This window comes from Luteimonas sp. TWI382, assembly GCF_039674545.1.
Lineage (GTDB): Bacteria > Pseudomonadota > Gammaproteobacteria > Xanthomonadales > Xanthomonadaceae > Luteimonas.
The window spans coordinates 1-24,137 of sequence record NZ_JBDJNS010000017.1 but is presented as its reverse complement, the minus strand read 5'-3'; the positions used below and the strand labels follow the sequence as shown (position 1 = coordinate 24,137).

At 68.3% G+C, this 24,137-nt stretch carries 21 protein-coding genes; 13 read left to right on the top strand and 8 right to left on the bottom strand.

What is annotated here, in order from left to right:
- Positions 1 to 2 precede the first annotated feature (2 nt).
- The 3 genes from ABE505_RS11615 (at position 3) to ABE505_RS11605 (ending at position 2,371) form a co-directional block, all read left to right on the top strand.
- Entirely contained in the window at positions 3 to 473 is a 471-nt protein-coding gene (locus tag ABE505_RS11615; protein WP_346444482.1) for a hypothetical protein, read from the top strand.
- Positions 474 to 734: 261 nt separating this feature from the next.
- Positions 735 to 1,004 carry a helix-turn-helix domain-containing protein gene (locus tag ABE505_RS11610; protein ID WP_346444484.1) on the top strand — a complete coding sequence of 90 codons (270 nt, stop codon included), beginning with the start codon at positions 735 to 737 and terminating at the stop codon, positions 1,002 to 1,004.
- Positions 1,001 to 2,371 (top strand): HipA domain-containing protein, encoded by a 1,371-nt coding sequence (locus ABE505_RS11605; protein WP_346444485.1) that lies wholly within the window; start codon positions 1,001 to 1,003, stop codon positions 2,369 to 2,371. The genes ABE505_RS11610 and ABE505_RS11605 overlap by 4 nt, the downstream gene beginning before the upstream one ends.
- Before the next feature lie 71 nt (positions 2,372 to 2,442).
- Here ABE505_RS11605 and ABE505_RS11600 read toward each other — a convergent pair whose 3' ends face one another.
- Together ABE505_RS11600 and ABE505_RS11595 are read right to left on the bottom strand one after the other, a co-directional pair.
- Positions 2,443 to 3,147 (bottom strand): aspartate/glutamate racemase family protein, encoded by a 705-nt coding sequence (locus ABE505_RS11600; protein ID WP_346444486.1) that lies wholly within the window; start codon positions 3,145 to 3,147, stop codon positions 2,443 to 2,445.
- Positions 3,148 to 3,528: 381 nt separating this feature from the next.
- Entirely contained in the window at positions 3,529 to 6,144 is a 2,616-nt protein-coding gene (locus ABE505_RS11595; protein WP_346444488.1) for an AAA family ATPase, read from the bottom strand.
- 589 nt (positions 6,145 to 6,733) lie between these two features.
- On the opposite strand from ABE505_RS11595, the gene ABE505_RS11590 reads away from it, so the two are divergent.
- The 3 genes from ABE505_RS11590 to ABE505_RS11580 all read left to right on the top strand — a co-directional run bounded on the left by ABE505_RS11590 (position 6,734) and on the right by ABE505_RS11580 (position 10,410).
- Positions 6,734 to 7,426: a hypothetical protein gene (locus ABE505_RS11590; protein ID WP_346444490.1), complete on the top strand. Its 693-nt coding sequence runs from the start codon at positions 6,734 to 6,736 to the stop codon at positions 7,424 to 7,426.
- Positions 7,427 to 7,536: 110 nt separating this feature from the next.
- Positions 7,537 to 7,860, top strand: a complete 324-nt coding sequence (locus ABE505_RS11585) for a SymE family type I addiction module toxin (protein ID WP_346444491.1) — start codon at positions 7,537 to 7,539, stop codon at positions 7,858 to 7,860.
- Positions 7,861 to 8,178: 318 nt separating this feature from the next.
- Positions 8,179 to 10,410, top strand: coding sequence for an NADP-dependent isocitrate dehydrogenase (locus ABE505_RS11580; protein ID WP_346444515.1), 2,232 nt, complete (start codon positions 8,179 to 8,181; stop codon positions 10,408 to 10,410).
- Between the two features lie 353 nt (positions 10,411 to 10,763).
- On the opposite strand, the gene ABE505_RS11575 is transcribed toward ABE505_RS11580, so the two are convergent.
- On the bottom strand, positions 10,764 to 11,789 hold the full coding sequence (locus ABE505_RS11575; RefSeq protein ID WP_346444493.1) for an NADP-dependent oxidoreductase: 1,026 nt from the start codon (positions 11,787 to 11,789) through the stop codon (positions 10,764 to 10,766).
- Between the two features lie 75 nt (positions 11,790 to 11,864).
- Complete coding sequence (locus ABE505_RS11570; protein ID WP_346444495.1) at positions 11,865 to 12,815, bottom strand: aldo/keto reductase; 951 nt, start codon at positions 12,813 to 12,815, stop codon at positions 11,865 to 11,867.
- 167 nt (positions 12,816 to 12,982) lie between these two features.
- Here ABE505_RS11570 and ABE505_RS11565 point away from each other — a divergent pair, with 167 nt between their 5' ends.
- The 3 genes from ABE505_RS11565 to ABE505_RS11555 all read left to right on the top strand — a co-directional run bounded on the left by ABE505_RS11565 (position 12,983) and on the right by ABE505_RS11555 (position 15,803).
- Positions 12,983 to 13,834 carry a methyltransferase gene (locus ABE505_RS11565; protein ID WP_346444496.1) on the top strand — a complete coding sequence of 284 codons (852 nt, stop codon included), beginning with the start codon at positions 12,983 to 12,985 and terminating at the stop codon, positions 13,832 to 13,834.
- 99 nt (positions 13,835 to 13,933) lie between these two features.
- Positions 13,934 to 14,476, top strand: a complete 543-nt coding sequence (locus tag ABE505_RS11560) for a pseudouridine synthase (RefSeq protein ID WP_346444497.1) — start codon at positions 13,934 to 13,936, stop codon at positions 14,474 to 14,476.
- 118 nt (positions 14,477 to 14,594) lie between these two features.
- Complete coding sequence (locus tag ABE505_RS11555) at positions 14,595 to 15,803, top strand: HAMP domain-containing sensor histidine kinase (RefSeq protein WP_346458279.1); 1,209 nt, start codon at positions 14,595 to 14,597, stop codon at positions 15,801 to 15,803.
- Between the two features lie 13 nt (positions 15,804 to 15,816).
- Here ABE505_RS11555 and ABE505_RS11550 read toward each other — a convergent pair whose 3' ends face one another.
- Complete coding sequence (locus tag ABE505_RS11550; protein WP_346444500.1) at positions 15,817 to 17,490, bottom strand: M28 family peptidase; 1,674 nt, start codon at positions 17,488 to 17,490, stop codon at positions 15,817 to 15,819.
- Positions 17,491 to 17,580: 90 nt separating this feature from the next.
- On the opposite strand from ABE505_RS11550, the gene ABE505_RS11545 reads away from it, so the two are divergent.
- Both ABE505_RS11545 and ABE505_RS11540 read left to right on the top strand, forming a co-directional pair.
- On the top strand, positions 17,581 to 18,321 hold the full coding sequence (locus ABE505_RS11545; protein WP_346444502.1) for an ABC transporter ATP-binding protein: 741 nt from the start codon (positions 17,581 to 17,583) through the stop codon (positions 18,319 to 18,321).
- A gap of 23 nt (positions 18,322 to 18,344) precedes the next feature.
- Positions 18,345 to 19,802 (top strand): glycine betaine ABC transporter substrate-binding protein, encoded by a 1,458-nt coding sequence (locus ABE505_RS11540; RefSeq protein WP_346444517.1) that lies wholly within the window; start codon positions 18,345 to 18,347, stop codon positions 19,800 to 19,802.
- A 3-nt stretch (positions 19,803 to 19,805) separates the two neighbouring features.
- Here the strand turns inward: ABE505_RS11540 and ABE505_RS11535 are convergent, their stop codons facing one another.
- Entirely contained in the window at positions 19,806 to 20,405 is a 600-nt protein-coding gene (locus tag ABE505_RS11535) for a hypothetical protein (RefSeq protein WP_346444504.1), read from the bottom strand.
- 43 nt (positions 20,406 to 20,448) lie between these two features.
- Entirely contained in the window at positions 20,449 to 21,063 is a 615-nt protein-coding gene (locus tag ABE505_RS11530; protein ID WP_346444506.1) for a hypothetical protein, read from the bottom strand.
- Positions 21,064 to 21,421: 358 nt separating this feature from the next.
- On the opposite strand from ABE505_RS11530, the gene ABE505_RS11525 reads away from it, so the two are divergent.
- Together ABE505_RS11525 and ABE505_RS11520 are read left to right on the top strand one after the other, a co-directional pair.
- Complete coding sequence (locus tag ABE505_RS11525) at positions 21,422 to 22,717, top strand: HipA domain-containing protein (protein ID WP_346444508.1); 1,296 nt, start codon at positions 21,422 to 21,424, stop codon at positions 22,715 to 22,717.
- On the top strand, positions 22,698 to 23,024 hold the full coding sequence (locus tag ABE505_RS11520) for a helix-turn-helix transcriptional regulator (protein ID WP_346444510.1): 327 nt from the start codon (positions 22,698 to 22,700) through the stop codon (positions 23,022 to 23,024). The genes ABE505_RS11525 and ABE505_RS11520 overlap by 20 nt, the downstream gene beginning before the upstream one ends.
- A gap of 22 nt (positions 23,025 to 23,046) precedes the next feature.
- On the opposite strand, the gene ABE505_RS11515 is transcribed toward ABE505_RS11520, so the two are convergent.
- Positions 23,047 to 23,865 (bottom strand): rhomboid family intramembrane serine protease, encoded by an 819-nt coding sequence (locus ABE505_RS11515; protein WP_346444511.1) that lies wholly within the window; start codon positions 23,863 to 23,865, stop codon positions 23,047 to 23,049.
- Between the last annotated feature and the right edge of the window lie 272 nt (positions 23,866 to 24,137).

The following is a 24,137-nucleotide window of genomic DNA, read 5'->3' as shown; positions in this document are numbered from 1 at the left end:
CCATGACCCGTCCCGTCGTTCCCGCCGCCTTGACCGTCGCGATGCTGAGCACCGTGCTGCTCGCCGCCTGCAACCGCGACGCGCCCGCCCCCGTCGTCCCCGCGCCCCAGGCCCCGGCCCCCGAGGCCCCGGCCGCGCCCGAGCCGCCGGCGCCCGCGCGCGTGACCAGCGTCGAACTGGGCAATGCCATCGACGGCGACAACCGCGTCGCCGCGCCGGCCTCCGAATTCGCGCCGACCGACACCATCTACGCCTCGGTCGGCGTCGACGGCGAGAGCGCCGCCAAGCTCACCGCGCGCTGGACCTACGGCGAAGGCCAACTGGTGCGCAATACCGACACCGACATCGTCCCCGGCCCGGACGTCATCGCATTCGACATCCAGCACCCCGACGGCTGGCCGACCGGCACCTACAAGCTCGAAGTGCTGCTGGACGGCACCGTGGTGGAGACGCGGGAGTTCGCGGTGCGGTAAGCGCGCCGCGACGCGACGGACTGAATGAAAAAGCGTCGGGCTTGCCCGGCGCTTCTTTATTGACGCCTGTCAGTCGGACCCTCGGTCTCGTTTGCCCTCATCCGGGGGCGTCGCAAACCAGACCGGTACAGCTCGAATCCTCATGAGCGTGAGGATTTCTGAACAAAACCCTGAAATTCGCGCGGAATCCTTGCGTTCATAAGGATTTTTCGGTTCGCGCGCGCTACTCTACGCGGAATCCTCACGATCGTCAGGATCCGCATGAAAGTCACGCTCAGGCATTCCGACGAACTGGGGCCTCTGGTCCGCGCCACGCGCAAACACCAAGGCATGCGCCAGGACGACACTGCCGAGAGTATCGGCGTCAGTGAGAACTTCCTGGCCAAGGTCGAGCGCGGCGGCGGCACCGTGCAGTGGGAGAAACTGTTCCAGGTGCTCACCGAACTGGGACTGCGCGTCGAGATCGACGTCCCGGACGCCGCCTGGACGCAGCTGCAGACCCAGGAGAAAAAGCGCGAGGCGCAATCATGAGCCCAGCGCCCATCGACTCTGCGCCGTCCGATCAGAGGGTCATCACGCTGGACGGCTTGGCGTACCCGGAGCGCGCATTGGTCGCCACACTGGACGGTCAGGCCGTGGGCACGCTGTTCGAGCATCGCAACCTGTGGCGATTCGCCTATGCACCATCGTGGCTCGAAGCACCACGAAGCTTCGACCTGTCGCCTTGGCTGCGCCGCGACCAGGGCACCATTCTTGACGGCAGCACCTCGCGCCCGGTGCAGTGGTACTTCGACAATCTGCTGCCGGAAGACCAGCAGCGCACCCGCATGGCGCAGGACGCCGGCCTGCGTGGCAGTGACGACTTCGCATTGCTGACCCATTACGGCGCCGAGTCTGCAGGGTCGTTAACCCTGCTCCCCCCGCACGTGACACTCGCACCCGGTGGTCGGGTCCCGCTGTCGGATGCCGACCTCTCACAACGCATCCGCAATCTGCCACGCCACTCGCTGGCCGGCGGCGCCGAGAAGCGCATGTCACTGGCCGGCGCACAGCACAAACTGGCGGTCATCGAAGATCGAGGCACGCTGTACCAGCCGACGGGCAGCGAGGCCTCCACCCATGTCCTGAAACCCGACAGCACCGATCCCGACTATCCGCACACCGTCATCAACGAGTACTTCGTGATGCGTCTGGCCCACGCAATGGGGCTGCTCGTGCCGCGGGTGCAGCGACGTTACGTGCCGGAGCCTGTATTCCTGATCGAACGCTTCGACCGTGTCGTCAACGATGCGGGGACGCGCCGCGTACATGCCATCGACGCATGCCAATTGCTCAACCTCCACCGTGGCGACAAGTACGCGGCAGGCAGTGTGCAAACGTTGGCAACCGTGATCACGCAGTGCCGTCAGCGACTGAACACACGCAGGCGACTGTTCGATTGGCTGGTGTTCAACCTACTGACCGGCAACGACGACGCCCACCTGAAGAATCTCAGCTTTCTGGTCAGAGCCGACGGTATCGACCTGGCGCCACACTACGACCTGCTCAGCACCGTGGCAGGACGCAGCTTTGCCTACAAACAGGCGGACGCGACCTGGCCCCAGGCGTCGACACTCGCCTGGGCGCTCCCCGGCATACAACGCTTTGCGGAAGTCACACCGGCCCGACTCGTCGATGCAGGCGTGCAGTTGGGTTTGCCGCCACGCATGGTGCAGCGGCGGCTTGTCGACATGGTCGCCAACATCGTGCCGTTGGCCGACTCGGTGATGCTGGAGATCGAAGCGGAGAATGCGCAATGGGCGCATGTCGCCGGAATTCGATTGCAGGGCGAAATGCGCATGGTGCGCACGATCATCGAGTTAGTTATCAAGGACATGGCGCGGCGGGTGAGCGCCTGAGCCCTGCGCTTGCTCCGGATCGGAAGCGGAATGTGCGCCGAGGTGCCTGCCGTGATGGAATCGGGCAGACATCACGAAGACGGCGACAGCGCCCACGTCGCGGCATGCACCGCATGCAGATGCGTCGTATCGAACAACGGCACCTGCGGCACGTGCTGCGGCTCGACCAGCAACGAAATCTCGGTGCAGCCCAGGATGATGGCCTGCGCACCCTCGGCCACCAGACGATCGATGATCGCCAGATACGCCGCGCGCGATACCTCGCGGACGCGGCCCAGGCACAACTCGTCGTAGATCACGCGATGCACCACCTCGCGATCGTCGGGCGCCGGCGTCAGCACCTGCAAGCCGTGCCGCGCCTCCAGCCGCGCGCGATAAAAATCCTGCTCCATCGTGAAGCGCGTCCCGAGCAGGCCGACACGATGCAGGCCCTGCGCCTTGATCGCCTCGGCCGTCGGATCGGCAATATGCAGCAACGGAATCTCGACCGCCGATTCGATGTGCCCGGCCACCTTGTGCATGGTGTTGGTGCACAAGACCAAGCCGTCCGCACCTGCCGCCTGCAGACGCTGTGCCGCATCCGCCAGCAACGCGCCCGCGGCCTCCCACTGCCCCGCATGCTGCAACCGCTCGACCTCGTGGAAGTCGACACTGAACAACACGATCCGGGCCGAATGCAGACCGCCCAATCGCTGCTTGATGGTCTCGTTGATCGTGCGGTAGTAGGGGATTGTGGATTCCCAGCTCATGCCGCCGAGCAGGCCGAGTGTCTTCATGGCAGTCCTCGATATGTGGCGCGCGGCGGAGGGCGCCATGTGCGCGTCGATGATAGGGCAGCCGGGGGCGCGTGACCTTCGGGCCATCAGTTGCCCTGCAGCGTGCGAAGGCCTCTGCGGGACTACGGCGCGATCGATCAGGTCGGTCTAGGTTCCCAAGCGCTCACCGCACAAATGTACGGCACGCTAAGTTCAGTCGTTACCTACCGGGCGAGTCCGCTCCCGACCCGAAGCGGCCATCCGAAATCACACTCTGACCCGAGTGTTCGGACCGAGTTCTCGCTCCAACAGAGGCGGCTTGTAGGTTCGGGTTACCTCTGCCCTGAGCATCTGAGGCATCTGCCCCATTGCGAAGTGCGCGTTGCCAAGCTGGGGACGAATTCAGCCTCTGCGTCTGCGGATACCTTGAAACAACGCATCTATCGCGTCAATGTCCTGCAGCAGCTCGGCTGGCTGCGTCACCGCACGCTGCTGGCCTGCGGCGTGGGAATGCGCCCGGACGTTTCGGCAGCACTTGTCATGCAGGCGTTGAACCTCGCGGTACTCTGCATCCTGAACGATAATCACGCCGTCGAGTCGGCCGACCGAGATGTTGTCGCGGAACCTCACGACGGTCTCATTGAGAATCGTGTCCTCGATTCCGACCTCGATCGTCACCCGAAGGTCGTCGTAAGCGTTGCGGATCGCAAGCCGCTCGGTGTCTCCCGGTGGGTTGTTGAAGTTGGCGGCGATCTTCTGATGATCGGCACGATGCTGCGCGATACGTTCGCGGTGTCGCCGCATGTCGTAAGGCAATCCTGCGCCGATGTATCCGGGGCCCTCGGCGCGATAGCTGATCGATTTCACGCTGGGCGCCCGCCCGGCGTCCCCGCAAAGCGTGTTCAGTTCTCCGAAGAACACCGCGTCGTGGGTGAAGACGATGACTTGCCGGACCGCCGACTCTTCGACGATCCTTCTCGCCACGGCGGTTCGGTGGTTGTGGTCGAGGCTCGACACCGGATCGTCGAATACGATTCCGGAAGTGGATCCCGATTGTTGGAGTTCCGCGAAGAAGTACGCGAGCGCGCAGATGCGCTGCTCGGCTTCGCTGAGCACGAGGTGTAGGTCGAGCTGGCTGTCGGGAAGGAGAATGCCGAGACGTACCGAACCGGCGTCGCCGGTTGAACTGACGCCGACGCGGATATGGTAGAGATCCAGCTTCCTCAGCTCATCGTTCATTCTGTCGGCCAGCGCTTCGCTGATGTAGGTCCTGGCGAGCTGGCCTGCGAACAGGCTGATCTGGCGAGTGTTACTAATATCCTCAAGGCACTTCTGAAGCTTCGCCTTGTGGCCGAAATTGCCGACCACCTGGGCAATGCTGTCGATGTGCTCCGAGAGCAGTCGCCGCGCTTCCAGTTCCTTCAGGCGAAGCCGCTTCGTCGCTAGGGCTGCGGCGTCGAGGTTGGCGCGCAAGGCACTCGCCTCGGCGCGCAAGTTGTCCGCGATCTGGCGGATCGAAGCGGTCGGAATCGCGCCGCGGTACGTCGGCCTGCCCAGCCATTCCCCGTTCGCCACCGCGGCCCTGAGCCACTGAAGGCGAGAGAGCAAGTCTTCCTGGAAGATTCGGATATCGCCAGGCAGCGTCTCAATGCGCCCGCTGAGGCTGTCGGACATGACCGGAGAGACGGTAAACGTGACCGTCGCCTGCGCAACGTCGCGGACGAGCTGTTGCCAAGCGTTGCGCGCGGCTTGGGCCGCTTCGGACGCCGTGTCCCGGACATAGCGATCGAAACGCTGCAAACGATCCCTTGCTGCCGGCGTCAGTTCCTGCTGGCAAAGCACGCATTGCGCGCCTTCGCCGGTGACCGGGAAGGCTTGTTCCGGATATGCCGCGCCGGTCGAATACTCGCGTGCGGCTTTGAACAGGAGCGCCCAAGGGCCTTGGCCTGTGCCTGAAAGCAGCGGCGTGGTCTCTTCGGCCTGCAGTAGGTCCGATGCGGCTCGCTCGGCCGCCTCCGCGTCGAGTAAACTTCGATGCGCCGACTGTGCGGCGTCGATCGCATCATCAGATACAACGCCGGCAGCGGTGCCGATAGCGTTGCCCAGGTCGTCGACCTTCGTCGCGGCGGTCTCCAGCAGCGTTGCCTTGGCCGTGGGGTCCGCCTCGCTGATCTCCTGCGGCAGGCGTGCAAGCTGCGCTTGCTCGTCTGCGGTGAGTTCCGCAAGTGCACGCGCCCGCGCCAGATCGGTTGTGGCGCTGATCGGATGTACGGCCCGGCCCGCCGCGGTGTCGGCGGGAATGACGTTGAACGGTGTGACATCCACCGCGAGCCCAGTGATCTCAGCCTGAAGCCGCGGACGCAGCGCCTGATTCAGGCCGTTGGCCAGTTGATGAAGATAGGTGAGGGCGGTCGGCTGAAAGGTGGCCGCTTCCCTTGCCTGAAGGTAGTGGCGCGCGCAGTCGCTGTCCAAGACGGAGATGCCGCGGAGTTCGGGCCGCGAGACGTGGCCGCGTTGACCGCTCCAGTGTGCTTGATCCGGGGTCCCGTCCAGCTCGAAGGCAATGGTGGCGCTAGGTGTGAGCTGCGGGAAGTTCGGGTCGTAAGCATTGGCGTAGACGGTGCCGGGGCTCCTGGTACGGCACGCCTGCTTTAGCACGCGCGCATAGCCTGACTTTCCTGTGCCGTTGCCTCCGTACGCGATGGTGAGACCTTGCGACTGGAACTCCAGGGTCTGGTCTCTCGGAATTCTCCCGACATTGACCAGCGTGTGCAGGGACGTCAGAACCACGGTTTCGTCATGGTTCGCTTCGGCGGGAAAATGATCTCTGGCGAACGGGGTCGGCTGCGGTGCAGGGTCTAGCGCGCTGCCGATTCCGTGGTGTTGCTTGGCAAGATCTAGAATCTCAGCAAGATCGGCATCGTCCCATCCTCCTTGGACACAAAGGCGCCGCAGTGCATCCTGACGCCACGGCGGCAGCCTGTCCGCCCATGCCAGCACTTCCTCATATATCGCCATGTCCCGGCCCCGAGTTCACCGAGACCAAGCATAAGAGCCAGCGACGCGCCCGGCCATCCGTCGCCGCGAGACGCCGGGTGATCGAGAAATGGGGCTGCGAGAACTCACTATTGGGACCGTTCTTGCGTCCTCGACTCAGTCCGCCGGCGCTTCCATTTCGTCGCGTTGGTCACGTGTGCGATGGTGCGCTCCAGCGTCACCGCGATCTTAAAGGGGCGCACGACTAGGCCACGGAGCGTTGCTGGTTCTTGACCGGGCATTGGACTTGGGATGGAGATATGAGCGCTCGCCAATGTCCGCTCCTGACCGAAAGCAGACGGGTCACTTGACAAGCGCACAACCCCCTCGCACAATCGACCACGGGGCCTAGAAACTCCTCTACGAGCGGTACCCACCTCCGAAAAACCGGTGGGTTTTTTGTGTCCGAATCTTTCGGCCACAACCGACGTGTTGCCTGCGTCGGGAGGGCGGCTAATACAACACCCTTCGGGGGAATACGCCCGCCGGCTCGTAGCGGTTTCTAGCCTCCCGACTTCCCGTCGCCATCTTCGGTGGCGGGTCACTTCGATGGACTGAAGGAGGCAACATCATGTCGAACCACGACACGCACGACACCGAGCGGGCTGGCTACTTTCTGCCGGAGGACGACCGCACGCGGCTGACGAAGCTGCGCGACCACATGGAGTTTCTGTCGCGTCTGGCGGAGCCGCGCACGCGCGATGAGGAACTGGACGACCCACCCGAAGTCAGCCACGGCGAGCTGGCGACGTGCCTGGCCATGTTGGCCGAGCAGGCCGAACTGGTGCTGGAGGCCATGGCGTGGCGGCCGCGCCCGGACGCGCCGTCCAAGGCACGTGCCGCAACGGCGAGCGACGACGCTGCCACGCCACCAGACGAGCCTGCGGCCGACCCGGAAGATACGCCGTATGCGACGCCGTACGCCACGGCGGATTCGCCGGCGCGTGCAATCGATATCCCGGAGGCGTACGTCTTCGGCGTCACCATCGATCAGGCAGACGCACTCGACCGGCTGGTGCAAACGCTGATGGCGCATGGCGACGTGCTGGCGTCGGGCCACGAGGACGATCTGGCCGATGCCACGGTGCCGACGCTGGGGTTGGCGATCTCGGAGGGTGCCGATGCCGTCCGAGAAATCCTGGAGCAGGTGCAGGATCAGCTGATCGAGCGCAGCGCCAAGCCGCATAGCGGCGTGCGCGAGGACCGGCCGGCGTACGGCGTCGCAGCGCCTGCGCGTGTGTCGGAACAACTCGCGCTGCACTAATCGGCTGACGGGTCGGGTTCGCCGCTGCGCTGCTGCGCAGCGGCGGGCCCGCTCCCGTTGTCACTGCCGTTCGCGTTCGCACGAACGCCCGTTCGTCATGGAGGATTCCCATGTACCGCCATACCGACACCCTCGGCATTTCCATCAGCGGAGCCCGAGCCGGCACGCCCTCATCACTTACCGATGCGAGCACCGCACGTCATTTTGGCCACGACCACACCACCCAGCCCCGTCGCTCGCGCCGGCCCCGGCGTTGCACGGTGGGCTATCACCACTACGCAGTGCGCGATCGTTACCGGGGCGACGACGAGGTGCCCTACCTGCGCTTGAGCGGGCTTTGGCTTGACGCGCTGGGCTTCAACGTCGGCACGCGTCTGCGGATCACGGCCGGCAAGGGCGTATTGATGCTCACGGTCCATGGTGCCGAGACCTGACAAGCGCCGTCCACCTGACCTAAGCCATCGGTCTCGGTCAGGTGGACCGCTTCGCGACGCCGATCGTTTCATCGTCGCGAGTAAAAATGTGCTGCCGTCGATCGCCGAGGCGCCATCCTGTCCCGTATGTCCCCCACCCGCCCCGTCGCCTTTCGCGCCCCCGGCAAACACGCGACAATGCGGGGCGCTGCGTCGTTCGCGACGCGCGTGCCATGGCCTTGTCCCCTTGCGGATGCAGCGCCACGGGGCAGCCGCGGGCTGCGCCGGGTGGCCATGGTGCGTTTTCTCCCCGACGACTTCCGACGAGACACGCCCGACATGGTCGATACCCCCAAGATCCTCTACACGCTCACCGACGAGGCCCCGTTCCTCGCCACGCAGTCGCTGCTGCCCATCGTCGAGGCGTTCACGCGCACGGCGGGCATCGCGGTCGAGACCCGCGACATCTCGCTGGCTGGGCGCATCCTGGCGCAGTTCCCGGAGCGGCTGACCGACGCGCAGAAGATCGGCGACCACCTGGCCGAGCTCGGTGCGCTGGCCACCACGCCCGAGGCCAACATCATCAAGCTGCCGAACATCAGCGCCTCGGTGCCGCAGCTCAAGGCGGCGATCGCTGAACTGCAGGCGCAGGGCTTCGACCTGCCGGCCTACCCCGATACGCCCAAGGACGATGCCGAGCGCGACGCCAAGGCGCGCTACGACCGGGTCAAGGGCAGCGCGGTCAATCCGGTGCTGCGCGAGGGCAACTCCGATCGCCGCGCGCCGGCGTCGGTGAAGGCCTACGCGCGCAAGCATCCGCACCGCATGGGCAAGTGGTCGTCGGATTCGAAGACCCACGTTGCGCACATGGACGATGGCGATTTCTACGGCAGTGAGCGCTCGGCGACGATCGCCAAGGCCGGTGCGCTGACGATCGAGCTGGTCGGCGCCGATGGCGCGGTCACCGCGCTGCGCGATCCGGTGAAGGTGCAGGCCGGTGAGATCGTCGATGCGGCGGTGCTGTCGCGCAAGGCGCTGGCGACGTTCGTCGCGGCGCAGATCGCCGATGCGAAGGCGCAGGGCGTGCTGTTCTCGCTGCACCTCAAGGCGACGATGATGAAGGTCTCCGACCCGATCATGTTCGGCGTGGTCGTGGGCGAGTTCTACCGCGATGTGCTGACCAAGTACGCCGATGCGCTGGCCAAGGTGGGCTTCGATCCGAACAACGGCATCGGTGATCTGTACGCGCGCATCCAGTCGCTGCCGCAGGACCAGCAGGACGCGATCCGCGCCGATATCGATGCGCTGTGCGCGCAGCGCCCGGCGCTGGCGATGGTCAACTCCGACAAGGGCATCACCAACCTGCATGTGCCCAGCGACGTGATCGTCGATGCGTCGATGCCGGCGATGATCCGCGACTCGGGCGGCATGTGGAACGCCGCTGGCAAGCTGCAGGATGCCAAGGCGGTGATCCCGGACCGCTGCTACGCGGGCGTCTACCAGGCGGTGATCGAGGATTGCCGCGCGCACGGCGCGTTCGACCCGGCGACGATGGGCTCGGTGCCCAACGTCGGCCTGATGGCGCAGAAGGCCGAGGAATACGGCTCGCACGACAAGACGTTCCAGATTCCGGCCGACGGCACGGTGCGGGTGAGCGACGCTGACGGCAACGTGGTGTTCGAGCACGCGGTCGAGAGCGGCGACATCTGGCGCATGTGCCAGACCAAGGACGCGCCGATCCAGGACTGGGTGAAGCTGGCCGTGAGCCGTGCACGCCTGTCGGCGACGCCGGCGGTGTTCTGGCTCGACAGCGCGCGTGCGCACGATGCGCAGGTGATCGCCAAGGTCGAGACCTATCTCAAGGATCACGACACCAGCGGCCTGGACATCCGCATCCTGCCGCCGGTCGAAGCGACGGCGTTCTCGCTGGCCCGCATCCGCAAGGGCGAGGACACCATCTCGGTGACCGGCAACGTCCTGCGCGACTATCTGACCGACCTGTTCCCGATCATGGAATTGGGCACGAGCGCGAAGATGCTGTCGATCGTGCCGCTGATGGCCGGCGGCGGGCTGTTCGAGACCGGGGCCGGCGGTTCGGCGCCCAAGCACGTGCAGCAGTTCGTCGAAGAGAACTATCTGCGCTGGGATTCGCTCGGTGAGTTCCTCGCCCTGGCCGCCTCGCTCGAGCACCTGGGCCAGACGCGCGACAACGCCAAGGCCAAGGTGCTGGCAGCGACGTTGGACACGGCCAATGGCCGCATCCTCGACGAGAACCGCTCGCCGGCGCGCAAGGTGGGCGAACTCGACAACCGCGGCAGCCACTTCTACCTGGCGCTGTACTGGGCGCAGGCCCTGGCCGCGCAGGACGATGATGCCGAGCTGAAGGCGACGTTCGCGCCTCTGGCCAAGGCGCTGTCGGACAACGAAGCGGCGATCGTTGCCGAGCTCAACGGCGCGCAGGGCAAGCCGGTGGAGATCGGCGGCTACTACCACCCTGATCTGGCGAAGATCGCCCAGGCCATGCGCCCCAGCGCCACCTTCAACGACGCGCTGGCGACGTTGCAGGGCTGAGTCGGTCGTCCGGGCTGCATTCGCCCCCTCCCCGGCCCTCCCCCGCAAGCGGGGGAGGGAGAAGAGCGCAGGCGGCGGTTTGGGAGAGAGTTGCTTGCTCTCTCCCCCGCAGGCGGGGGAGGGAGAAGAGCACAGGCGGCGGTTCGGGAGAGAGCTGCCATTGCTCCCTCCCCGCAAGCGGAGGGAGGAAACGGAGCACAGGCGACTGTTCGGAAGGGAGTTGCTTGCTCCCTCCCCCGCAGGCGGGGGAGGGAGAGGAGCGCAGGCCGCTGCGCGGAATGGGGCTGTCATTGGCCCCACCCCGCGCGCGGGGTGGGGAACTTCGGCGCGCGTGGGAGCGGTCAGACGCAGCCTCAGTCGGTGAGCTTCACGACGAGCTTGCCGAAGTTGCGGCCTTCGAGCATGCCGATGAAGGCGTCGGGCGCGTTCTCCAGGCCGTCGACGACGTCCTCGCGCCAGCGGATGCGACCGTCGCGCAGCCAGCCGCCCATCTCGCGCAGAAACTCCGGGTACAACGCGATGAAATCGCGCTGGACGAAGCCGCGCACGGTCAGGTGTCGCGACAGGATCAGGCTCATCAACTGCGAAAGGCGATCGGGGCCGGGCGGTGGCGTGCTGTCGTTGTAGTGCGCCACGAGGCCGCAGACCGGCACGCGGGCGAAGTCGTTGAGCAGCGGCAGCACGGCGTCGAGCACCTTGCCGCCCACGTTCTCGAAGTAGACGTCGATGCCGTCCGGGCACGCCGCCTGCAACTGCGCGGCGAAGTCGTCGGCGCGGTGGTCGAGGGCGACGTCGAAGCCCAGGTCGTCGCGCACATGCGCGACCTTGTCGGGGCCACCGGCGATGCCGACCACGCGGGCGCCCTGGAGCTTGGCGATCTGCCCGACGGTTGCACCGACCGGGCCGCTGGCTGCGGCCACGACCAGGGTCTCACCATTCGCCGGCTTGCCGATCTCGCGCAGGCCGGCGTAGGCGGTGAAGCCCGGCATGCCGTAGACGCCCAGCGCCAGCGACGGCGCCGGGCCGTCCCGGTCGATCTTGCGGCGCAGGCCCTCGCCGTCGACCACGGCATGGGTCTGCCAGCCGGCGTGCGCGAGCACCAGGTCGCCGGGCGACCAGGCCGGATGCAGCGACTCGACCACTTCCGAGACGGTGCCGCCATCCATGACCTCGCCGACTTCGATCGGGGCGACATAGGAGCGGCCGGCATTCATGCGGCCACGCATGTAGGGGTCGAGCGAGAGCCAGCGGTTGCGCAGCAGCACCTGGCCGTTGCGCGGGGCCGGCAGTGGGGCCTGCTCGATGCGGAAGTTGGCAGCGGTCGGCGCGCCTTCGGGGCGCGCGGCCAGAACGATGCGGGTGGTGGTGGTGGGCTTCATCGGCGCATACCTCTGGATGGAAGGGGGTGTCATACCGCATCGGGGCGGTATGCCCCGTCGAGACGATGGAATGGCTCAGCCGGCGCTGGCGCCGTCGAGTGCAGCGATGTCGGCCTTGGACAGCAGCAACGTGCGCGCGGCCGCCAGTTCGCGCAGTTGCGCGAGGCTGGTGGCGCTGACGATCGGTGCGGTGATGCCAGGGCGCGCGATCAGCCAAGCCAGGGCGACCTGGGCGACGGTCGCCGCATGGCGGCAGGCGACATCGTCGAGCGCGCCGAGGATGCGCTTGCCGCGCGGGTTGAGGTACTGCTGGACCACCTGCGCGCCGCGCGCGCTGGACTTGGCGGCGTCGGCCTCGCTGCGGTACTTGCCGCTGAGGAAGCCGCTGGCCAATGCGTAGTAGCTGATCACGCCCAGGCCGTGCTCGCGCACCAGCGGCTCGAGCTCGCGCTCGTAGCCGGCGCGATCGACCAGGTTGTACTGCGGTTGCAGCGTCTCGTAGCGCGGCAGCCCGTGCCGGCGCGAGATCGCCAGCGCTTCGGCCAGACGCGGCGCGGTGTAGTTCGAGGCGCCGATCGCGCGCACCTTGCCCTGCTCGATCAGCCGCGAGAACGCGCCGAGGGTGTCCTCCAGCGGCACCATGGGGTCGTCCTCGTGGGCCTGGTAGAGGTCGATGACGTCGGTGCCGAGCCGGCGCAGCGAGTCGTCGCACGCGGCCTGGATGTTGGCCGGCGACAGGCCCGGGCGCTGCGCCCACTTGGCGACCTTGGTCGCGATGGTCACCGCCTGGCGTTTGCCGCTGCGCTGCAGCCACTTGCCGATCAGCGTTTCCGATTCGCCGCCGGCGTTACCCTCGGCCCAAGCGGAGTAGACGTCGGCGGTGTCGATCAGGTCGATCCCCAGCGCGACGCATTCGTCGAGCAATGCGAACGAGGTCGCCTCGTCCGCGCTCCAGCCGAACACATTGCCGCCGAACGCCAGCGGCGAAATGCGCAGTCCGGACTGTCCGAGTTCGCGTTCGGCCATGGTCGAATTTCATCCAGAGAAGAGGTTGCCAGCATAGGCAGCGCGCGGCGACGTGCGCGTCCATGCGCTGCAAAGCAGTGTTCCGGCCACGTGTGTCCGGACCGTGCGGGCCCGCAGCGGCGCGGCTTGTGGCACGCTGGCGGCACCTGTCCACCGGAGTTCCACCCATGCAACGCAGCTTGTCGTTGTGCGCCGCCGTCCTGCTCGCGCTGACTGCCTGCGGCGGTGCGCAGATCCGGGCCGATACCTCGGCCGACCTCGACGCCGCCAACGTGGCGCGCTTGGACGCGGCGATCGCCGGCGACGGGCGCACGCCCGAGAACGCCGCGCGCGATGGCGCCCGCCACCCGCGCGAGACGCTGCAGTTTTTCGGTGTCCGTCCGGGCCAGACCGTGATCGAGATCACGCCCGGCAGCGGCGCCTGGTACAGCGAGATCCTGGCGCCGTACCTGCGCGGCAGCGGCCGCTATGTCGCGGCGATGGTCGACCCGGCGGCGGTGCCCGCCGGCCGCGGGCGCGACTACCAGCAGGCCCAGCGCGACGGCCTGCAGGCACGCTTCGCGCGTGATCCGGCGCACTTCGACCGGGCGCAGATCGTGAGCTACGACCCGGCGGCGCCGCAGCTGGGACCGTCGGGTTCGGCCGACGTCGTGCTGACGTTCCGCAACGTCCACAACTGGCGCAGCAGCGGCCAGGCCGAGGGCATGTTCAAGGCGTTCTTCGATGTATTGCGCCCCGGCGGCGTGCTGGGTGTGGTCGAGCATCGCGCGGCCGGCGATGTGCCCACCGACGACCGCAGCGGCTACGTCGGCCAGGCGCAGGTCATCGCGCTGGCCCAGGCGGCCGGCTTCCGGGTCGACGGCAGCAGCGAGATCAACGCCAACCCGCGCGACACCCGCGACCATCCCAACGGCGTGTGGACCCTGCCCCCGACCAACCGCCACGAGCCGGGCGATGCGGCCCGCTATACGGCGATCGGCGAAAGCGACCGGATGACACTGCGCTTCGTGAAGCCCTGATCGACCGGGATTGAGGATCGGCCTTGGCGTTAGGGACGCGCAGCCGCGTCCCGCCGTCCGCCTGCCGTGCCCCCGCCCAAGTTCCGACCCTTCGTTTCCATGCTGATCGCCTTCAACAAGCCTTTCAACGTGCTGTGCCAGTTCACCGACCGCAGCGTGCCGCCGCGGGCGACGCTGGCCGGGTTCGGGTTGCCGGCCGGGGTGTATCCGGCCGGGAGGCTGGACCACGACAGCGAAGGTCTGCTGCTGTTGACCGACGACGGGCCGCTGGCGCACCGGATCACCGACCCGCGGCACAAGCTGCCCAAGACCTACCGGGTGCAGGTCGAAGGCGCGCCGACGGCCGCGCAACTGCAGGCGCTGCGCGACGGCGTGACGCTCAAGGACGGGCCCACCCGGCCGGCGCAGGTGGCCTTGCTCGATCCACCGCCCGCACTGTGGCCGCGCGATCCGCCGGTGCGCTTCCGCAAGTCCGTGCCCGACGCCTGGCTGGAGTTGACGATCCGCGAGGGACGAAACCGCCAGGTCCGTCGGATGACCGCTGCGGTCGGGCTGCCGACGCTGCGGCTGGTGCGCGTCGCGATCGGTCCCTGGCAACTGGCCGAGCTGCCTCCGGGCGGATGGCGAGCAGAAGCGGGCTGAACGACGCCGCCCCTGTACCGGCGCCCATCACGTCACGTGCATTTCTGTTAACGTCTGGGTCGTTTTCGGCGTGAACTTGCACGCGTCCCCGACCCGCCAGGCTTTTCCACGGAGCTCCATGCCGTACTCCAGTCCCGTCAGCGGCCGCATCCTGGTGGTCGACGATCAGCCGGCGAACCTGCGCGTGGTCAGTTCGTTGCTGAGCCGTCACGGCTACGAGGTGACGACCGCGGCCGATGGGGCCGAAGCGCTGGCGCTGCTGTCGGACCTGCGTCCGGACCTGCTGCTGCTTGACATGCTGATGCCGAACATGGACGGCTTCGCGCTGCTGGGCGAGATCAAGCAGATCCCCGAGTTGCTGCGGCTGCCGGTGGTGTTTCTGACCGTCGCCCAGGACCGCGACCTGTTGTTGCGCGCATTCGATGCCGGCGCGGTGGACTACGTCACCAAGCCATTCATGCCCGAGGAACTGTTGGCGCGCGTGAATGCCCACGTCGGCCTGAAGCAGACCCGCGACCGGCTCGAACGCATCGCCCGCGAACGCCAGGAGCTGGTGAACCTGGTCGCGCACGACCTGAAGAACCCGTTGTCGAGCATCTGGTTCGCCAGCGACATGCTGCTCAAGGGCGAAACCAAGCCCGAGCGCGTGCCGCGCTACCACCGGATGATCCACGACAGCGCCGAGGACGCGCTGGGCTACATCCGGCGTTACCTCGAGACCCAGGACACCTCGCGCAAGGGTGAGGCGGCCGACAGTGCCACCGCACTGCGCGAGGTCGTCGACTGGCTGGTCGACCGCTACGCGCTGCAGTTCGAGGACCGCGGGGTGTCCTTGCAGACCCGGCTGCCGTCGGCCTCGCCGATGGTCGCGGTCGATACGCTGGTGCTGCGCCAGGTGGCCGAGAACCTGATCACCAACGCGATCAAGTACGCGCCCTCGAGCAGCGTCGACATCTCGCTGCGCGGCGGCGGTCCGGGGTTCTGGCAACTGTTGATCGAAGACCGCGGGCCGGGCATCGCCCGCGACCTGCAGCACGCGCTGTTCCGGCCGTTCCAGCGGCTGGCCCACGCGGGCAAGGACGACGGGCGCTCCAGCGGGTTGGGGCTGTCGCTGGCCAAGCAGATCATCGTCAACCTCGGCGGGCAGCTGTGGTACGAGGACCGCGAAGGCGGCGGTGCGCGCTTCATCATCGCGCTCCCCGAAGTCGCCGCCGAGCGCGCGCGGCCGACCGCCGCCAACTACGCCGCGCGGTCGCGCACGCGCGGCTTTGGCCCTGTTAAAAACGGGGGTCAGTGTGCAATTTCGCCTTGCGAATTTGCACTCTGACCCCGGTTTTTGTTCATTTTTCATCCCCACGCGATGTCGCAAAACGCGTACCGAACACATCGCCCTCGTTCCACCGCGGCGGCGTGTCGTCGTCGCCGATCAGGCGCGTGATCGCGGCGCTCACCCGCGCCAGGCGGGCGGCGTCGCCGTACTGGATCGGCAGGTCGACGTTGTCGCAGGGCCGGTGATAGCAGTTGCGCAGGAACCAGGTCGCCGCGACCCGCGGGTCCTGGCCCGCACTGGCCGACGTGACGCCGCCGTCGAGGTACAGCGCCGGCACGCCGGCGCGCACGAAGGCGTACTGGTCGCTGCGCACGAACGTCGCCTCCTCCGGGAACGGATCGGGCGACAGCGTAACGCCGACCTCCGCCGCCGCGCGCTCGGCCGCTGCCTTCAGGCTCGAATGCTCGACGCCGATGGCCACGATGTCGCGCGTGGGCGCGGTGAGGATCGGCATGTCGATGTTGAGATTGGCGACCGCACGGCCGGCAGCCGACGGCGGTCGGCGCGCCAGCCAGGTGGCGCCAAGCAGGCCCTGCTCCTCACCGGTCACCGCGGCGAACACGGTCGAGCGCCGTGGCGGCCGGCCGTTGTGCGCCAGTTCGTGCGCGGCCTCGAGCATGATCGCAACCCCCAGTGCGTTGTCGAGCGCGCCGTTGTGGATGCCCTCGCCGTCCGCGCTGGCTCCCAGGTGATCGAGGTGCGCGGTGTGCACGACGCTCTCGCCGGCCAGCGCCGGATCGCGGCCCGGCAGCCGGCCGACGACGTTGTGGCCCTCGCGCGTGTCAATGCGCGTGCGCGCGGCCAAGGTCAGCGTGCCGGGCAATGCGAACGGCGTCGCGGTGCCGGCGCGCGCGGCGTCGGCCAGTTCGGCCGCGGTGCGCGGGCCGTCGGCGAACACCAGGTCGGCGGCGGCCGCGGACACCACCGCCATCGCACGCAGTGGCGGGCCGTCGTCGAACGCGCGGCCGTCGTCGCCGCGCAAGCGCATCGCCGGCTGCAGCCCGCGCTCGAGCGTGCGCGCCCAGGGCGTGCCGGCCTCGTCGGCGGCGGTGTGCACCAGCACCAGCGCGATCGCGCCGTGGGCGGCGACCGCCTCGACCTTGCTGCGCAGGCTGCCGTAGTGCGCAGCCTGGGTGCCCGGGAAGCGGGCGGGCGCGCCGCCGAATGCGACTGCGATGCGCCCGCGCAGGTCGACGCCGCGAAAGTCGTCGTGGTCGAGCTCGGGGGCGTCGATCGCCTGGCCGACGAAGACCGCCGGCGCGCTGGCCTCGCTGCGCGGCGCGGCGAAATCGGGCAGCGGCAGGAACTGCTCGAACGGCCGCAGCGCGATGCGCCGCCCGCTGCGCTCGACCTCGAGCCGCGCACCGTCGCGCTCGACGCTGGCGCGCAGCAACGGTACGCGTTGCTGCCAACCACCGTCGTCTCCCGCCGGTTCCAGGCCAATCTGGGCAAAGCGCGCGGCGACATGCTCGGCGGCCCGCGCATAGCCCGCGCTGCCGGTGAAGCGGCCTTCCATGCGGTCGTCGGCCAGGGTGCGCACGTCGGCCTCGATGCGCTGGCCGGCCGGCGTGTCGTTGGCGACCGCGGCGGTGGCGGGCATCGCCTCGGCCGAGGCCGGGGCCGGCTCGCGTCCGCAGCCGGGCAGCAGTGCGAGCAGGCAGACGAGCAGCGCGAAACGGGGCATGACACGGGTCCGAGCGGGCGAGGCCGGACCGTAGCACAGGCCGCCGGCGCGGCCGCGAGGCCTGCACATCGGGCTTGCTAGCCTGCCGCGATGTACGACCTCGATCAGGTACACCGGCGCTACGGCGCGACCACCGCGCTCGACGGCGTCGACCTGCAGATCGCGCCCGGCGCGACCACCGCGCTGATCGGGCCCAGCGGCGCGGGCAAGTCGACGCTGCTGCGGATGCTCGTCGGCCTGGAATGGCCCGATGCGGGCGAGGTGCGTTTCGACGGCGCGCCGCTGCGCCGCGACACGTTGCCGGCGCTGCGCCGACGGATCGGCTACGTGATCCAGGAGGGCGGGCTGTTCCCGCATCTCGATGCCGCCGGCAACGTCGCACTGCTGGCGCGCACGCTGGGCTGGTCGCGGGCGCGGATCGAGGCGCGCATGACCGAGCTCGCCGCGCTGTGCCAGCTGCCGGCCGATGCGCTGCGACGCTATCCGGCGGAGCTGTCGGGCGGGCAGCGCCAGCGTGTGGGGCTGATCCGTGCGCTGATGCTCGATCCCGACGTGCTGCTGCTCGACGAACCGCTGGGCGCGCTCGACCCGATCGTGCGCCACGACCTGCAGGCGCAGATGCGCGCGCTGTTCGCGCGCCTGGGCAAGACCGTGGTGCTGGTGACCCACGACATCGCCGAGGCGGTGTGGTTCGCCGACACGGTGGTGCTGCTGCGTGCCGGCCGCATCGTGCAGCAGGGCCCGCCGCGCGCATTGCTCGACGCGCCCGCGGACGATTTCGTGCAGGCCTTCATGCGCGCCCAGCGCAGCGTCGACGAGGCGGCGCGGTGAGCGCGCGGCGCGCGCTGTTCGCGATGCTGGCACTGCTGGTCGGTCTGTTGCTGCCGATCGTGGCCGCCGCGCAGGCCGCCACGATCGGTTCGAAGAACTTCACCGAAGGCGTCGTGTTGGGCGAGATCGCCACGCTGGCGGCGCGGCAGGCCGGCGCCGAGGTCACCCATCGCCGCCAACTCGGCGGCAGCCGGATCCTGTGGCGCGCGCTGCTGGAAGGCGAGATCGATGCCTACGCCGAGTACACCGGCACGCTGGCCGACGAACTGCTGCGCATGCCGCGTGCGCAGCGCGCCGAATTGGACGCCGCGCTGGCCGAACGCGGCCTGGCGATGACCGCGCCGCTGGGGTTCGACAACAGCTACGCGATCGGCATGCGCCGGCAGCAGGCCGCGCAATTGGGGATTGCGCGGCTGTCGGACCTGGCCGGGCACCCGCAGTTGCGGCTGGGCCTGAGCAACGAGTTCATGTCGCGCGGCGACGGCTGGCCGGGGCTGCGCACCGCCTATGCACTGCCGCAGCGCCCCGATGGGCTCGACCACGATCTCGCGTATCGGGCGCTGGCCAGCGGGGCGATCGACGCCACCGACCTGTACGCGACAGACGCCGAGATTCCGCACTACGACCTGGTCGTGCTCGACGACGACCGCCACTACTTTCCGTCGTATGCCGCGGTCTATCTGTACCGTGCGGATCTGGGCACGCGCGCACCGGCGGTGCTGGCCGCGCTGCGCGGGCTGGAAGGCCGGATCGATGCGGCGACGATGCAGCGGCTCAACGCGCGGGTGAAGCTCGACGGCGTGCGCGAGGCGACGGTCGCGGCCGACTGGCTCGGGGTTGCGCCGAGCGCGGGCGATGGCCGCATGGCGCGCATCGCCCGGCGCACTGGCGAGCATCTGGCGCTGGTCGGCATCTCGCTGGGCGCGGCGCTGCTGGTCGCACTGCCGCTGGGCGTGGTCGCCGCGCGCCGGCCGCGGCTGGGCCAGGGTGTGCTGGCGCTGACCGGCGTCTTGCAGACGCTGCCGTCGCTGGCGGTGTTCGTGTTCATGATCCCGCTGTTCGGCATCGGCGCGGGGCCGGCGATCGCCGCGCTGTTCCTCTACAGCCTGCTGCCAATCGTGCGCAACACGCACGCCGGACTGACCGGCATCGCGCGCGAGTTGCGCGAGACCGCGGCGGCGATCGGGCTGCCACCGGCGACCCGGCTGCTGCGGGTGGAACTGCCGCTGGCCTTGCCGACGATCCTGGCCGGCATCAAGACCGCGGCGGTGATCAATGTCGGCACCGCGACGCTCGGTGCCCTGATCGGCGCGGGCGGCTACGGCCAGCCGATCCTCACCGGCATCCGGCTCGACGACCTGGGCTTGATCCTCGAAGGCGCGGTGCCCGCTGCGTTGCTGGCACTGGCGGTGCAGGGCGTGTTCGAACTGGCCGAGCGCGCGCTGGTGCCACGCGGCCTGCGGCTGGCCGCGCGGCGCTGAGCCTCAACCCGCGCGCAGGCGGAAGACGATGACAGTCGCGATCGTGACCACCGACGCGCCGCCTACGATCCAGAGCAGGTTGTAGAGCGTGAAGCGCCGGTTGCGCAGCGCCTGCGGGTCGCCGCAGGCGGCGTTGGCGGCCAGTTGCAGCCGGACCAGGCTGGCGCAGGCCAGCGGCATCAGCGCGATCCCCGACCAGTCCATCCACGGCGTCGTCGCCGGCCAGCGCTCGGCCACCGACGGACCGACGAACGCGGTACCCCAGGACACCGCCTCGCACAGCGCAAACACACTCGCCACCGCCATCGGCCACCAGCGCCGCGCACTGCCCGACGCGCGCAGCGCCTCGTCGATCCGACGCGCCAGCGCATGCACGGTCAGCCACGCGAACAACGCGCGCACGACCGGGCGCAGCTTGACGCGATGCACGGCCTGCCAGCGGCTCCAGTGCCGGTAGAACCAGTACATCTGGTAGAGCCCGAACGTCGCGACGTAGAGCACCACCAGTTTCAGCGGCGAGACCACGTAGAACGCATCGCCCGTCACTGCGGGTGCGCGCACGTCGGACTGCGGCGGGGCGAACGGATCGTCCGGCGCGTGCATGCCGGTCAGCCGCCGCCGGCGCGCGTCGCGCGCAGCATCGGGTTCATTGCGACAGATCCACGACGAAGGCCGGCAGCAGGATCGCCGCGCCGGCCAAGGCCCAGATCAGGCCGAAGATCACGATCCACGCCCCGTTGGCCCAGGTGAAGCGCCGGTTGCCCGCGCCGTCGGGATCGCCGCAGGCGGCGTTCGCGGCGCGCTGCATCGCCAACATCGACAGCGCGATCGGCACCAGCGCCAGCAGCGAGATGTAGTCGGTGATCGGCACGCCGATCCCGCCATCGGCCAATAGCGAGGTCACCGTGCTGCCGATCTGACACACGACGTAAACGGTCGCCGCCAGCGCCGGCGACCAGGCGCGCACGATGCCGAGCGCGCGCAGGCGCTGATCGATGCGCCGGGCCAGCGCATGGGCAAAGAAGATCGAGAACAGCGCGCGCGGTACCGGCCACACGGTCTCGTTGTGGGCGCGTCCCCACCGGCGCCAGTGGACGTAGAACCAGTACAGGACGTAGAGGCCGAAGGTGACGAAGAACAGCACGCAGAACTTCGTCGCCGAGACGACGTAGAACGGTTGCGCGTCGGCGGCGGTGGCCGGCATCGGCGCCACGTCCGCGGTGGGGGGCGCGTACAGATTGTCCGCAGATGCATCCTGCATCGGTGATGTCCTGTTTCGAGGCCTCGCGCATGGTAACGCGAGCACCTGAGGACGCTGTCCGCCGCGAGGGCTCGGCAGCGCACTCGGGCTGGCACCCATAGCGGGTCGGGGGGCGGACGCGCGCTGGGTGTGGCGCCACGTCCCTTCGAGGCGCCCGGGTACGACACCTGGCGCGATCTACCGGTGCGACCCCATGCGCAGTCGACAACTGGCCGGTCAGGCGCGAGCTGGGCGGAAAGGCTGGTCGAGGCAATGACGCCACATCAAGGCGCACCATTGAGCAATTTGGACTACTTAGATGTTCCATTTACTGCCAAACTAGCTTGAAATGTCTACTTTGATAGACCATTATCGACCGATGGACAGCGCCATCGAGCTCTATATCAACGGCACATGGCACTGCGCTGCCCGTATCGCGGTGAACGAACGCGCCGTGCGCTTTGAGTACCTGCCCGACTATGTCTTCGGCCACCTTGAGCACGCGCCGCCCGTGGCGCTTTCGCTCCCGGTCAGTATGGAGATCCACACCTGGTCGGGCGCTTCGCAGACGCCTCTGGCCTTCCTGTGGGATCTGGTGCCGCAAGGGCGCGGCCGCGAGCACCTGGCCGGCCTGCTGGGGGTTTCGGCCCAGGACGCCACACAGGATTTTTTCCTGGCCCAACACGGCGCCTTTGCGCCCATTGGACGTCTTCGTCTCGACACCGCCGTCGAGTTCTACCAGCGTCAGACCGGCGGCGCTCCGGCGGAGGGCTTCACGACGCGAGACATCAGCGAACGAACCGATGCATTTCTTGCGCAGCTCGCGTTGCACAACATGCTTGCGGCCGGCACACCCGGCGTGCAGGGCGTGGCCCCGAAGTTTCTGCTGACTCAGGACGAAGAAGGGCGTTGGTATCCCGATGCAGCGCTGCCCGATGCGCGGGCACGTGAGCACTGGATCATCAAGCTGCCGCGAGGCCGGGACCCGAGCGATCAGCGGATTCTTCGCCACGAATCCATCTATCTGCAGGCCGTTGGCGCCTGTGGCCTGCGTACGATCGACACGCCCGTCTTCAAGGACGGCATGCTGTTCCTTCGCCGGTTCGACCGACAGGTCGGCCCCGATGGTGTCGTCCATCGTCTCCATCAGGAGACGCTGTCGGCACTGGCCGGGTTACTGGGCTTCGGCCGCAACGCATCGCTCTTTGCGCTCACCGAACGATTGGCGGACATGGCGTCGAATCCGGCCCAGGCCGTCGCGGAATTCCTGTGCCGGGACGTCCTCAACCGGGCGCTGCGCAACCCGGACAACCACGTGCGCAACACCTCCGTGCAGCAATGTCCGGACGGGACCGTGCAACTGACCCCGCTGTACGACATCGGCCCGATGTATCTCGATCGCGAGCTGATCACCCGCACCTGCGACTGGCGTCTGCCCGAGGGCAGGATCACCGACGATTGGAACGTGATCCTGGAGCGATTGGCGCTGCACGACGACGTCAAAGTGAAAGTCGCCATCGCGCTCAAGACCTTCGGCGAGGAACACCTGCCGAAACTCGCCCAGGAACTGCGCATGCGAGATGCCGATGCGGATATCGTCGAGGCGTGCGAGACCGCGATCGGATTTCAGATCACCAAGCTTCAGGCCATTGCCCATGCAACGCCGACGCCCTGACAGCCAGACGGTCCGCCTGCTCAGAGACGCGCTGGCGGTCGACATTGCCTACGGTCGTCTCGACCTTGCGCAAGCCGTCAAGCGCATGCGCAAGATCAGCGGATTGACCCAGGTGCAGTTCGCCAAACATCGCGGCATGAGTCTACTGACGCTCAAGCGTATCGAGAGCGGTAAAGGAAACCCGACGGTCGAGACGCTCGAAAGCATCGGACATCTCTTCGGGCTTCGCGTCGCCTTCGTGCATGCGGATCCCAAAACGACCGCCCATTGGCTCGAACACGAAGACGCGCGCGACAACGCTCGTTGAGCGCTGGCAGAACGGGGCGCGCCTAACGCGACGCGGGCGGCGTGTCGTCGTCAAGGTCGCGCGCCCGGGGGCGCGCCGGGAACGGCAGCACGACGCCGCGCGTGTCATCGGCCGGCGGGCGCTGCCACAGCACCGGCACATCGTGCGGGGCTGGCGGCTCCAGCGTTTCGGCCTGCAGGCACGCAGCGCGTTCGGCCTCCGCCTCCTCGATCTCCCAGCTGTAGCGGCGGCGCGGCGGCTGCGGGTCGGCACGGCGGAACCAGAACGCCGCCAGCACGCCACCCAGTGCGCCGCCCAGGTGCGACTGCCACGACACGCCCGGCTCCTGCGGCAGGATCGTCAGCAACATGCCGCCGTAGAACAGGAAGGCGATCATGCCGGCGGCGACCGACGGCCGGTCGCGGCGCAGCAGGCCGAGCACGAAGATGAGGAACATCAGGCCGTGGGTCACGCCGCTGGCGCCCAGGTGGTGCGACCCCGGATCGCCGAGCAGCCAGGCGCCCAGCCCCGAGCCCAGCCACATCAGCGGCAGCCCGCGCAGCGTGGCCTTGGGATACACCGCGAGCGCCAGCGTGCCGAGCACCAGCAGCGCGCTGGCGTTGGCGATCAGGTGGCCCGGCGAGCCGTGCAGCAGCGGCGCACCGAGCAGGCCCATGAGGCCCGCCCATTCGCCGGGGCGCACCGCCAGCGCGCGCCAGTCGGCCATTGCCTGGATGCCGAAGGCGATGACCAGCAGCAGCACGAAGCCGATGCTGGCCTGCAGCGCGCGCGACAGCCGCTGCCGGTCGCGCGCGCGCTGGGCGGGCGAATCCTCGGGCGCTTCGGGCATGTCCAGATGCATCGGTCCAAGGTGGCGACAGATCGCGAGAACGCAAGCGACGGAAGCGATCGCGACAGAGGCCGCGTCCGACGAGCGCGCGGCAGCGGAGCGGAGACGACGCCGCGAGCGCGCTGGATGCTTGCTCGCGCCAGGCCCGTGCCCCCTCCCGACGCCTGCGGCGTCGACCTTGTAAGTTGCTTTTGCGGTCCGGGAGTTGGCATTTTTCGGATCGCCCCGTGCCAGACCGTCCGACCTTTGATCGATCAGATCGTGGGGGAGCTTGGGTCGGCATC